The sequence below is a fragment of the uncultured Nostoc sp. genome (assembly GCF_964247315.1).
GTDB lineage: Bacteria > Cyanobacteriota > Cyanobacteriia > Cyanobacteriales > Nostocaceae > Nostoc.
In genome coordinates, this window is record NZ_CAXTTT010000172.1 from 1 (window position 1) to 12,125 (window position 12,125).

Annotated in this window: 11 protein-coding genes; 4 read left to right on the top strand and 7 right to left on the bottom strand. The window is 41.3% G+C overall.

Annotated features, from left to right (window positions below):
• Positions 1–11: 11 nt before the first annotated feature.
• The 7 genes from ACFE93_RS31720 to ACFE93_RS31750 all read right to left on the bottom strand — a co-directional run bounded on the left by ACFE93_RS31720 (position 12) and on the right by ACFE93_RS31750 (position 10,393).
• Entirely contained in the window at positions 12–449 is a 438-nt protein-coding gene (locus tag ACFE93_RS31720; RefSeq protein WP_375479641.1) for a tetratricopeptide repeat protein, read from the bottom strand.
• A gap of 418 nt (positions 450–867) precedes the next feature.
• Positions 868–2,346: an amidase gene (locus ACFE93_RS31725; protein ID WP_375479643.1), complete on the bottom strand. Its 1,479-nt coding sequence runs from the start codon at positions 2,344–2,346 to the stop codon at positions 868–870.
• A gap of 102 nt (positions 2,347–2,448) precedes the next feature.
• On the bottom strand, positions 2,449–3,924 hold the full coding sequence (locus tag ACFE93_RS31730; protein WP_375479645.1) for an acyl-CoA synthetase: 1,476 nt from the start codon (positions 3,922–3,924) through the stop codon (positions 2,449–2,451).
• 151 nt (positions 3,925–4,075) lie between these two features.
• Positions 4,076–5,056 carry a magnesium transporter CorA family protein gene (locus ACFE93_RS31735; protein ID WP_375479647.1) on the bottom strand — a complete coding sequence of 327 codons (981 nt, stop codon included), beginning with the start codon at positions 5,054–5,056 and terminating at the stop codon, positions 4,076–4,078.
• Between the two features lie 369 nt (positions 5,057–5,425).
• On the bottom strand, positions 5,426–7,486 hold the full coding sequence (locus ACFE93_RS31740; RefSeq protein ID WP_375479649.1) for a tetratricopeptide repeat protein: 2,061 nt from the start codon (positions 7,484–7,486) through the stop codon (positions 5,426–5,428).
• A gap of 359 nt (positions 7,487–7,845) precedes the next feature.
• Complete coding sequence (locus tag ACFE93_RS31745; protein ID WP_375479651.1) at positions 7,846–9,702, bottom strand: aspartate kinase; 1,857 nt, start codon at positions 9,700–9,702, stop codon at positions 7,846–7,848.
• A 121-nt stretch (positions 9,703–9,823) separates the two neighbouring features.
• Positions 9,824–10,393, bottom strand: a complete 570-nt coding sequence (locus ACFE93_RS31750; protein ID WP_375479653.1) for a Uma2 family endonuclease — start codon at positions 10,391–10,393, stop codon at positions 9,824–9,826.
• A gap of 97 nt (positions 10,394–10,490) precedes the next feature.
• Here ACFE93_RS31750 and ACFE93_RS31755 point away from each other — a divergent pair, with 97 nt between their 5' ends.
• The 4 genes from ACFE93_RS31755 to ACFE93_RS31770 all read left to right on the top strand — a co-directional run bounded on the left by ACFE93_RS31755 (position 10,491) and on the right by ACFE93_RS31770 (position 11,936).
• On the top strand, positions 10,491–10,721 hold the full coding sequence (locus ACFE93_RS31755; RefSeq protein WP_334932525.1) for a DUF433 domain-containing protein: 231 nt from the start codon (positions 10,491–10,493) through the stop codon (positions 10,719–10,721).
• Positions 10,722–10,729: 8 nt separating this feature from the next.
• Entirely contained in the window at positions 10,730–11,092 is a 363-nt protein-coding gene (locus ACFE93_RS31760) for a DUF5615 family PIN-like protein (RefSeq protein WP_375479655.1), read from the top strand.
• A gap of 155 nt (positions 11,093–11,247) precedes the next feature.
• Positions 11,248–11,577 (top strand): DUF433 domain-containing protein, encoded by a 330-nt coding sequence (locus tag ACFE93_RS31765; RefSeq protein WP_375479657.1) that lies wholly within the window; start codon positions 11,248–11,250, stop codon positions 11,575–11,577.
• Positions 11,577–11,936, top strand: coding sequence for a DUF5615 family PIN-like protein (locus ACFE93_RS31770; protein ID WP_375479659.1), 360 nt, complete (start codon positions 11,577–11,579; stop codon positions 11,934–11,936). Before ACFE93_RS31765 ends, ACFE93_RS31770 begins: the two co-directional genes overlap by 1 nt.
• Positions 11,937–12,125 lie beyond the last annotated feature (189 nt).

A 12,125-nucleotide genomic window follows, 5' to 3' on the forward strand; every position in this document is an offset into this window, starting at 1 on the left:
CTTCTCATGCTTTATTTACCTTTTTTTAAATAATAAAAAGTGGGATGCTCCCCTAGCAAACTCTCTCCATACGTACTTTGATTGATTCCTCCCCATATTGGATTAAAGGTGAACTGCCCCTTGTTGTACGCGTCAATAAAACGCCGATAGCTGGAAACAGCCCCTTGATAATTACCTGTTTCAATATATGTGCTGCTTATGGAAAGAAAAGCTTTTCCATAGTCGGGAAATTTGTGGACAATTTCTTCATATTGCTCGATCGCTTCTTGAAACCTACCGAGCCTCTTAAGCGTGGCAGCACGATTGTTGTAGTACATTGGATTGGCGTCATCAAGAGTGATAGCTTGATCGTAAAGAGACAGAGCATTTTCAAACATGCTCATCTTAGCGCTTACATTACCTTCGTTGTAAAAGAGTTCGGCTTTAACTCGATCTGTGTAGGTTTTCATAGTTCACACTCCCTAGCTTGAGATTTGTGTTTAGCTACCAGATAGTATTCCCAAAAATCTTTTACGGCATAACATTCCTAATCACCCCAGATCAACTGCAACACCCAACAGATAAGCTGTTGTGCTTTTAATTTGCACTTTGAGGTAGCAGAGGAGCTTTAGGTGCAGAGGAGAGGGTTTGCATTTAATTGCTGCCATTCCTCAACAATAATTACTAATTCGTAATTCGTAATTCGTAATTCGTAATTCGTAATTCGTAATTAAAAGGAACGGAACACCACGCTAAATTTTTTGAAATTAGCGGTCTAAAATTAGTTGGGGTTTAAATCCCTAACTAATTCAATTACGAATTACGTTAGCGAGTCTTCGTTCGCTTTTAGCGTCTCGTAGAGAGCGTCATTATCAATTACGAATTATTTTAATAGCCTAATGGATGGCGGAAATCACCAACCGCTTTGTCAAGTTCTTGAGCGATCGCAAGCAACTCCATCTCGCGCCATCGCTTGCCAATAATTTGGATTCCAATCGGTAAGCCATTGTGAGTTTGCCCAATCGGAATCACCACCGCCGGATGACCACTGAGATTAAATGGCATAGTGTAAGCTCCGTTTGCCACCGCATGAGGATAGGATTTGCCGTCTATATCAATGGCGCTCCAAGCCGGACAGTGGGTAAATGCAGGAGTTGCTGTCACAGGAGTGAGCCATACATCCCACGCTTCTAAAGCTTCATCGATTTGGGCAATGAAGCGATCGCGCTCGGTGAGTGTCTCGAAATATCCTCTTAAGCTGGGATTCAAAAGTTCTGGCAGAAAGCTGCTGAAATTCCCTAATTTTCGCAATTTTTTGTCGCCTTGAGTTGCCGTGCGAAAGAGTAACTCTAAGCTGCGTAGCACATTATAGCGATCCTTGGGTTGGGCGTAGTTGTTGATATATGCTTCCATCCGCCCGCAGAGGTTCCACACTGTCGATAAATCAAAATCTTTGGGAAGCCAGCGTTCAACATGAGTACCTGCTTGAGCAAGTTTTTGCACCACTGTCTGTACTGCACCTCGAATTTGTGCAGCAACGGGAACCTCTACCCATTCATCAATCCAAGCAATTTTAAGATCCTGCAAAGACTTGCCTGATGGAGTATCAAGGGGAATCGGTGGCACATCTGGGCGACGCACATCTGCACCAGCGATCAGCGAGAAACAAAGGCGAATATCTTCGAGCGATCGCCCAAAACAGCCAATAGTCAACATTTGTCGCAAGCATAGCGGCATTCCCGGTACTTCAGGGATACTTCCGGCGGTGGAAATACGGCGATCAGTTGGCTTTAAGCCATACACGCCACAGAAAGTTGCAGGCTGGCGCACTGAACCTGCAATATCGTTACCTATATCTAATGGTGAAAGTCCGGCTGCAACAGCAGCAGCACTACCTCCAGAACTGCCACCTGCTGTATAGTCAAGATTCCAGGGATTGTTTACCCGTGGAAACAGAGAATTTGTACTTTGATAATCACCAGCCAGTTCTGCCATGTTGGTTTTTCCCAGGATAACGGCTCCTGCTGTCCGCAGCCTGGCAACAACGGTGGCATCCTGTTGAGGAATGTAGTCTTTGAGAGGAATGTAACCCGCTGTGGTACGGAGTCCTACTGTTTCAAAAATGTCTTTAATCGTCACAGGGACACCGTGCAGAGCGCCCCAGTATTCTCCTCTAGCTAGGGCTTCATCTGCAAGCTTTGCTCTGGTACGAGCATTGTCTTCGTCTAACGTGCAAATCGCATTCAGCTTTGAGTTGTGTTTATAAATCTGCGCCAGGTAAGCATCGAACACTTCGACAGCAGAGACTTGGCGATCGCGAATCATCTGAGCAAGTTGATGAGCAGGTAGAAAAACTAAGTCACTCATAGGTTGATTTCACGTCATTTGTCAGATTCTAAGTTTCGATCGAGTAGGGGTGCAAGGCCTTGCGCCCCTACAACTTCAGGTCTAATTGGGTATTAGCGATCGCTATGCTCGAAATAGCTCAACCACCGTCGGCTTAGTCACTTTCCCCATCGCGTTGCGCGGTAATTCTTCAACTATCAGAATTTGGGTTGGCACTTTATAAACAGCCAATCGCTCTTTTGCCCAACTCCTGAAAGCTTGTAAGGTTAAAGGTTGTGAACCTTGCAATACTAACGCCACGCAAACCCGTTCACCCCACTCTAAATCAGCAACCCCAACTACTGCACATTCTTGAATATCTGGATGCAATCGCAGTACTTCTTCAATTTCTAAAGCTGAAACTTTATAGCCTCCCGTTTTGATGATATCCACGCTCATCCGTCCCAGAATTCGGTAGTTACCGTTCTCAGTTACGGCGGTATCTCCAGTACGGAACCAGCCATCTTGGAACGCTTTGGCGGTTGCTTGGGGGTTTTGCCAATATTCTAGAAACACTCCAGGGCCTTTAACTTGGATCTCTCCTGGTGTTCCGGCTGTAACTAACTCTGTGCTTTCATTCACTAATCTCACTTCAACTTCAGGTAGAGGCTTTCCTACATATCCAGATAACCGTTCACCGTGTAAAGGGTTCGATAGCGCCATGCCGATTTCAGTCATACCATAGCGCTCAAGCAGAAAATGGCCGCTGATGCTCTGCCACTTTTCTAAAACTCGAACTGGCAATGCTGCCGAGCCAGAAACCATCAGGCGCATTTTAGCACAGCCTTCTGACATGATTTGTTGGCGTTCCTTAGAGGCAGTTTCCCAAGCCGCAATTAGCTTTACATAAATTGTTGGAACTGCCATAAATAATGTTAAGTCGCCGTCACAAATTCGGTTCCAAACGGTTTCGGCATCAAATTTGCTCAATATCTCGCATTCTGCTCCAGACGATAAAGCACAAGTCAGTACGTTAATAATCCCATGAATATGATGTAGTGGCAGGATATGCAAAATGCGATCGTCCGATGTCCATTCCCAAGCGGTAGTTAAGCTAGTCACTTGCGCTTGAATATTTTGGTGAGTCGTAACTACACCTTTCGGTTTACCTGTTGTACCGCTAGTGTAGAGAATTAAGGCGCGTCTAGTGATATCTATCTCTGGGAGACAACTCACATTATACGGGAGCGTTTCTGAGGTGAGGATAAATCGCAAATTGTGTTCTTGGGCAAGCGATCGCAGTATATCCTCAAAATTGGGATGAGCAACAATAATCGATGCTCCAGAATTAGTAATTACATACTCCAATTCTGGGCGGGGATGGGAAACACACAGAGGTACAGCTATGCCACCAGCCCGCCAAATTCCCCATTGAGTCGCTACATACTCAAAACCAGGTAGGATGAGAAAGGCAACTCGCTGCTCGTGTAAATCTTCTACATTTTGAAGAAGACTTGTTGCTATTTGACTAGAAGTGTGGAGCAAATCCTGATATGTAAACGATCCATCTGTTGTAGCGATCGCTCTTTTATCGTTATGTTTTTCAGCACGAATAATCAATGGAAAATTCCCGTTTTTTACCGATTTAGGGTTGATTCAGTCTCCTTAAGGAAAGTATATAAATCTGATTTGATTTGCTCTGAACTGACAGACTTATAACCACGATTTTTTTAATAAATCGATAATCGTTTTATTAATAACTTTATATATACTACAACCAACGTTGTTTTTTGACATAGATAATACTGCCAATCACAATTAATGCCATCATACATATCACCACCGGGTAAGCCCAAGGTTGTTCTAACTCTGGCATATATTTGAAGTTCATACCATAGAAACCAGACATAAAAGTGATTGGTAAAAATATGGTTGAGAGGATAGTTAGGCGATTAATTCGTTCGCCTGTTTTGCTAGCAATATTATCGCGTTGAATTTCCATTAATTCTGACATCCAGGCTCTTAAAGCTTGATATTCTTGCCAGAGTTTATCAACGTGATGAACCAGTTCTTGATTGAATAATTCTTTCACTGGCTGGCTGATCCATTGGAAATCTTCATTATCCATAATAGCCATAAGTAACTTGATGCTTTGAAAATTACGGCGTCCAGAACGAGTAGATTGCCTCATTTTGGCAATTTTCTGGTACGTTGATTCATCACCAGAATTGTCTAAAACTTCATCTTCTAAATCATCAAGTTTTCTAGAAATATAGGTAAATACAGTTTCGTAATTATTCAAAATGTCTTTAAATATAAGATAAAAAAGATAGTCCATGCCTAACTTATGAATATCTAAAGTTCGCTTTTGAAGATTAGTAACTAAAATGCTTAATATTTTTAGTTCAGTAATTTCAAAAGTTATGATAAAATTATTTCCAACTACAATATTGCCACGCACAAGCTCAAATTCATTATTTTTTATTTGAGAACTTAGGATTTCATAGCTATCGAATAAACAATCTTCTATGTCTTTATCAATTCCTAAAGGAGAATGGTTAAAAATCATGTTAACACGAGATGGATTGAGGCCAAAGTGCTTGATAATTTTAGCTGTTCCAGTGCGATCGCGGAAGTAAATACAGCGCAACCAAATATTATGAGAACCATCAATTCTTTTCAGTACCGTATCGACATCCCTGTTGGTGAATATTTCCAGGTTATCTGGATAAAAAGTCAGGAGAGTTAGCATATAGCAATCCTAATTGAGTCGTGAAAAAACACGGGGACTCATATTGAGCGATAATTGATTTGACTACAACGACACATAAAATGTCAAAGCCTATAATTTATAACGCTAAGTAGTAAGCACTAAAGAGTTTACTACCAACTCTCAAAACTAGTTTGATAAAGTACTAGTCGTAAAATTGTAAAATAAAACACATTTAAATATAGCCGTCGTCAGATAGCTTAGGACAGTGTTGATTGCTCAAAGCTCTGAAGCAACTGGGTTTCTACTCAGCACTCAGCACTCAGCACTCAGCACTCAGCACTTTGCTATAGCACAATCACTCTCTAAGAGTTTTGACCATTGATAGTCAACACTATATTGAGTGGTAGCTCAATTTTTTTCTATTTTCCCAGATTTCGGGCGAGTAGTTGGCGCTGGCGCTGACTTATTTTGCAGAATTGCAATTTCTCGCCGTGCATCTTGATAACTATCTTGTTCTCCTTGCTGTTGGAATAGTTTTGCAGCTTTTTTGAAGTCTGCAATCGCACCCGCTTTATTTTTCTGCTTGGTGCGAATCACACCCCGGTTATAATAGGCTAAGGCATTTTTAGGATTAATTGCGATCGCTCGTGAATAATCTTGATTTGCAGCTTTTTTATTTCCCAGTTCAAGATAAGCATTACCACGGTTGTTGTAAACTGCTATATTATTTGTATCTAGTTTCAGCGCTACGGTATAATCTTCAATAGCGCCTTTATAATCTCCAAAAGAAAAGCGGTGAATACCTCTGTGAATATAAGCTGCAATAAATTTAGGATCGATCTGTAAAATAGTGTTGTAATCTTCAGTAGCTTCTACATTATTTCCCAGGTCGCTATAAATATCACCACGATTTAGATAAGCTTCTATATATTTGGGATTGATATTGATTGCATCTGTGTAGTCTTTAATTGCTTCATCTTTTTGTTTATTAATAGACTGAGTTAAACCTCTTTGATAATAAGCTTTGGCATCGCTAGGATTAATCTTAATTACTTTATCAAAATCTTGGATTGCTTCAAGTCTTTGTTTGAGGCGGCGGTGGAGAATACCTCGTTGCAAGTAAGCTTCGGTATACTCAGGTTTGAGAGCGATCGCTTTGCTAAAATCTCCAACTGCGCCTTTATTATCCTTCGATTGAGCACGAGCTAATCCTCGTCCATAGTAAGCATAAGCGTCTTTAGAATTTAACTTAATTGCTTGAGTATAATCTGCGATCGCATCTTTATATTTGCCTAATTCCGAAAAAGCAAATCCTCGGTCAAAATAGGCATTAGCATCTTGAGGATTCAGTAAAATAGCTTGGCTAGAATCTGCTTGTGCTTGCTCATAATCTCCTAATCGATAATAAGCATCACCTCGCCGATTATAAGCTAAAGCGTTTTGTGGCTCTAATTCAATAATGTGATTGAAATCTGCAATTGCTCCTTCATAGTTTCCTGACTCATATTTATTTACTCCCTCTTGGTATAATGTCTGTTGGGCATCACTTACAAGTTTTGGCGATCTTAATTGCCACGCTGCAACACTAAGGGTAATACAGCCAGCTATCCCTGCTAGAACTAGTAATAATTTTTTCTGATGCTGTTTTTGTCGATTGTCATCAACATTTATTAACTTTTTCAAGTCGTCTAAAACTTCCGTTGCATACTGGTAGCGTTTACGATAGTCAAAACGCACCATTTTATTAATAATTTTTGCTAATTTTCTGTTAACTTTGAGATTTTTATCGCGCCAAAGTATTTCACCTGTCAGCTTATTTTTCTGACTTCGCAAATTAGATATTTCCTTTGTAGGTAAACCTTTCAGTGCTGCGATCGCAACCATACCTAAAGCATATATATCACTGTTGTATTTGAGGTTGCCGTTAATTTGTTCTATTGGCATATACTCGGAATTGTCAACAGTATTATCCATCGCTTCATTAAAAGTACCCAAATTAACCAAAACTAACTTTTTATCTGATCCTCGGCGAATGATATTTGCTGGTGTAATATTCCGATGAATTACGCCATAGCTATGTACAACGATTAAAGTTTCTAATATCTCTGACAAAAGACTAATTACTTGGTCTTCCTTGAGAAGTTGTCCCTGAATGATTTCGTCAGTTAAAGGATTACCAGGTATGAATTCTTGAACTAGATAAAATTCTTCATTTTCTTCAAAAGAAGCAATGAGCTTTTGAATTTTATCGTGTTCTTGTCCGAGTTTTTCTAAAGTTGCTGCCTTACTGGCAAACAAGCGGCGTAGGATTGTTAAAGCTTGAGAATTGCTATTAGGAAGAGATAACTGCTTTACTATAAATTCTTTACCATTAAGACTAACATCTTCAACTAGATAGGTTTTCTCTTTTTCCCCATCATTGAGAACTTTTAGTATTTGATAATGTCCATCTAGTAAATGACTATTCATCAAGATAAATTATAGTCTGATAAATTGTTCGATTATAGCTTACGTGTTATTACTACTGATTTTAAAATATAAATAAATATTTATTAAGCAACTTCAAATGAGATCGATGCGTTGGCTGCTACGGCGTGTATATTTCAAAGTCCCTCTCCCAAACTCTACCGTGTATACACAAGTCTGAAATAGCTGAGAAATCACGGTTTTACCCCACCCTAACCCTCCCCTTATAAAGGGGAGGGAACCGGATTTTCTTGTTTCCCCCCTTTATAAGGGGGGATTAAGGGGGGTAATTCGACTTCTGTATTACCGTAGCTCCCAAGCTTGGGAGAGGGATTTAGGGTGAAAGCTCATTGATTCAGGTTTTATACTGGCACGACAAATTTCTCGCTACCAGCCAATTCAAAGGCTGCATGAATGGCTTGCAAAGCTTTTACACCTTGCTCTTGCGCCACAACACAACTAATTTTGATTTCTGAAGTGGCAATCATTTGAATATTGATTTCTTGTTGGGCTAAAGCTTCAAACATTTTAGCAGCAACACCTGGTTGTCCTACCATACCTGCACCGACAATACTCACCTTAGCGATCGCACTATCTAAAACAACTTCGCCCCATCCTAATTCTGCCGCTACTTGAGTAAGCATTTCTCTGGCATTTTCCCCGTCTATCTGCGAGACTGTAAAGGCAATATCTCGCCTGGGAACACCATCAATCACCCGACAGCGCTGAGATTGGATAATCATATCAACACTGATATTATGTTGCGCTAATAGTCCAAATAATTTCGCCGCCATCCCCGGACGATCTGGTAATTGACGAATCGCAAGACGCGCTTGGTTCAAATCAAGGGCAACGCCTCGAACTGGAGGACAATTGGGCAGAGGGGCAAAGGGGCGGAGGGGCAGAGGTGAATCTATGCACGCATTCTCCCCTGCTCCCCTGCTCCCCTGCTCCCCTGCTTCGATTTCAAAGACGGTGCGGAGTGCTAAGACGGCGCGATCGCATTCGGCAGCATTGACTACACAACTTACTTTCACTTCGCTGGTGGAAATCATTTGGATATTCACACCAGCTTCAGCTAATGTGGCAAACATCTTGGCAGCTACACCAGGACGGCCAATCATTCCTGCGCCTGCGATGCTGACTTTGGCAATGTTATGTTCTACCATGACCTCGGCTTCGTCAAATTTGGGGTTAGATTGACTCCTCAGTGCTGGGGCGATCGCTGTTGCTACTGCTTCTGCCCGTTTTAAGATTGGTGTTGTGACAGTAAAGGCAATGTCATTACTGTTACCTTCATGAACTGACTGAATAATCAAATCTACATCTACTTTTTGCCGAGAAATTTCGCCAAATAACCTGGCTGCAACACCTGGTTTGTCGGGAACGCGCAACAAAGCGACTTTTGCTTGGTTAGTGTCAAATTCTACATGATCTACAGGACGGGCAATTTCTAAATTAATCAGCGATCGCCCTTGGGGTTTGGCTGATGTCACCCAAGTACCTGGTTGATCCGTCCAGCTAGACCTAACTACAAGGGGAACACCGTAGTTACGGGCAATTTCCACAGCACGGGGATGCAGCACTTTTGCGCCCAAGCTAGCTAATTCCAACATTTCATCGCAGCTGATGGCATCCATCAACTGGGCTTCGGCAACTAAGCGGGGGTCTGTAGTCAGAATCCCTGGAACGTCTGTATAAATTTCGCAAAAATTCGCTTTTAATGCGGCTGCGATCGCCACTGCTGACGTGTCGGAACCACCACGACCCAAAGTCGTAATTTCCATCTCTCCGACGCTAGATATACCTTGGAAGCCAGCTACTACAACTACTTTACCTGCATTTATGTGGCGAGTTAGGCGAGTAGTTTCAATATGCAAAATCCGAGCGCGGCTGTGTTCAGCTTCAGTAACAATTCCTACCTGAGCGCCAGTCATAGAAATTGCGGGTTGTCCGAGTTCCTGCAAAGCCATACTGAGTAAGGCAATAGTTACTTGTTCGCCAGTAGAAAGCAGCATATCCATTTCCCGGCGATTAGGATTTGGAGAAATTTCAGTAGCTAGTTTGACGAGTCCATCGGTGGTTTTGCCCATTGCCGAAACCACTACGACAATAGAGTTTCCAGCTTGAACAGTTTTATAAACACGCTGTGCAACAGCTTGAATACGTTCCACTGAACCGACAGATGTACCACCGTATTTCTGAACTATGAGCGCCATAACTTTTTATTTAATCAATTGTGCCTGCTTTCATCAACGCTTCCGCCTGGTAAGGAAGCTTTCAAGGCTTATCAGTTATATAGTTTACTAAATATTGCGTCGAATACCCTATAATAATTGATTATTCAAAGACTACATCTTCGTAGAGTGCTGCCATTGTTTCCTCAAAATCGATGCTATTGAGTCGAAATGATTGATGTTCTGCTGTGTAGGATTGTAAAACCCACAACCCTTGCTCATTGCGTCGAAAACACTCAACTCGTTGACGTTTTGTATTAATTAAAACATATTCTTGCAGACTTTCCAGGGTTTGATAATCAGCGAATTTATCGCCCCGGTCAAAGGCTTCGGTAGAATTAGATAAAACTTCGACAATTAAACAGGGAAATCTTTTATAACCTGGCGTTTCTCGATCTCGTGGATCGCAAGTAACCATCACATCGGGATAATAAAAGCGATTCAGAGATTCAATTCTGGCTTTCATGTCAGCGATGTAAACACGCCTTCCAGAGCCGCGCAGATGATTACGGAGGAGAGATGCCAGGTTAAGAGCAATGGTAACGTGTATATCTAGTGCCCCAGCCATTGCGTAGATGTAGCCGTTGATGTATTCATGCTTGATATTGCTCTGTTCCTCTATTTGGAGGTATTCTTCAACGGTGACGTAGTTTTGTTGGGGCGAGGCTATCATGGTTGAAACTTTAAAGTTTGAGTGATACTGATTTCTAGGGTAGCGTTTGCTGTGGATTGGAGTTGGTTTTTGAGAGAGATTTGGGAGAGATAATTTTATGTTAGGTCTAGATAGAATTACATTTGACCCTAGCATTATGGGTGGACAAGCTTGCATTCGTGGGATGCGAATTCCGGTTTCTTTATTAGTCAATTTGGTAGCTAATGGAAAACCTGTAGAAGAAATTTTAGAAGAATATCCTGATTTAGAAGCAGAGGATATTCGTCAATCTCTACTTTATGCAGCGTGGTTGACTCAAGAACGGGTTTATCCATTCAAAATTGCTTAACCAGTAAAATGAAGTTTTTGGTAGATATGGGAATTTCACTACGTACTGTATTTTGGTTGCGTGGTGATGGTTATGATGTCGTGCATTTACGCGATGAAGATTTGCAAAGACTACCAGATAATGAAATTTTAATTAAAGCCCGTACAGAAGGGAGAATTTTATTAACTATAGATTTAGATTTTGCTCAACTTTTAGCTGTGAGTGGAGATAGTTTACCTAGTGTTATTTTGTTTAGATTAGGAAATGACAACTACGATGCAATTAATAAACGTTTGACAAATGTTTTGAGTGAATGTCAAGAAGATTTAGAGGTAGGAGCAATTGTTTCTGTAAGTAATGAAACTTTCCGCGTGAGGCGATTGCCTATATAAGTAAGAAATGGATTTCATTTTAGGCGATCGCTTGTAAATTTACACTTCTTTTGTAGAGCGATGTCTACGACGGGCTACGCCTACGCCTTGACAACACCATCATTTAAGGCTTTAAGACGAGATAATATAGCGATGAACTCTATTTGGGTAGACCTATGCAACTAGAAGATTATTTTGACTTTTTATCAGCCGATGATATTCGCCTGAAAGGACACCGCATCGGCATCGACAATGTACTTGATTATTACTTGGAAGGATATACGCCGGAAGAAATTGCTGCTAATCTACCCAGTTTAAGTTTGGAGCAAATTCACGCTACTATTACTTACTATCTCCATAATCGCGCTGATATCGAAGCTTATCTCTCACGTCTAGCAACATGGCGCAAACAGCGTTACCAAGAATCGCTTGCAAATCCTTCACCTTTGGTACAACGGCTCAGAATATTAAAAGCTCAAAGAAATGAACGTCAGGTAAGTGCTTAGTGAAGGTTCGTTTTTTACTCGATGAAAATTTGTCACCACGCTTGAAAGTAGCTGTTCTTCGTCTTAACCCAGCGATAGATATTTTGCGTGTGGGTGAAAGTAATGCACCAACATTAGGAACTTTAGACCCTGAGGTATTGCGTTATCTGCAATTATCTCAACGGCTGTTAGTGACAGATAACCGCGCTAGTATGCCGGCTCATTTAGAAGCACATTGGTTAGAAGGTGGATGTATTTGGGGCTTGTTCTGGTTGCGTCCGAGAATACCAATAGGACAATTAGCACAAGAACTGTTGCTAGTTTGGGAGACTACTGAGGCGGAAGAATGGATAGATCAGTTGGAATGGATTCCTTTTTAAGCGATCGCCTGTATATTTACACTTCTTTACTAGAACGAGCGCCAGCTTTCGGCTCAATAATATACCAAAATGAATGCGTGAATTACTTAAAGGAGTAAGTAAACTGGGGTTTGAGAAAGTAAAAGCTGCTTTTGCTTGCGGAAAACACCAAAATGAGAAAGCAAACTGGGGTTTGAGAAAGTAAAAGCT

Bases quoted from the DNA above. Each gene is read 5' to 3' on its own strand.
- ACFE93_RS31720 (WP_375479641.1), bottom strand. From the start codon at position 449: ATGAAAACCTACACAGATCGAGTTAAAGCCGAACTCTTTTACAACGAA.
- ACFE93_RS31725 (WP_375479643.1), bottom strand. From the start codon at position 2,346: ATGAGTGACTTAGTTTTTCTACCTGCTCATCAACTTGCTCAGATGATT.
- ACFE93_RS31735 (WP_375479647.1), bottom strand. From the start codon at position 5,056: ATGCTAACTCTCCTGACTTTTTATCCAGATAACCTGGAAATATTCACC.
- ACFE93_RS31740 (WP_375479649.1), bottom strand. From the start codon at position 7,486: ATGAATAGTCATTTACTAGATGGACATTATCAAATACTAAAAGTTCTC.
- ACFE93_RS31745 (WP_375479651.1), bottom strand. From the start codon at position 9,702: ATGGCGCTCATAGTTCAGAAATACGGTGGTACATCTGTCGGTTCAGTG.
- ACFE93_RS31750 (WP_375479653.1), bottom strand. From the start codon at position 10,393: ATGATAGCCTCGCCCCAACAAAACTACGTCACCGTTGAAGAATACCTC.
- ACFE93_RS31755 (WP_334932525.1), top strand. From the start codon at position 10,491: ATGTTAGGTCTAGATAGAATTACATTTGACCCTAGCATTATGGGTGGA.
- ACFE93_RS31760 (WP_375479655.1), top strand. From the start codon at position 10,730: ATGAAGTTTTTGGTAGATATGGGAATTTCACTACGTACTGTATTTTGG.
- ACFE93_RS31765 (WP_375479657.1), top strand. From the start codon at position 11,248: ATGCAACTAGAAGATTATTTTGACTTTTTATCAGCCGATGATATTCGC.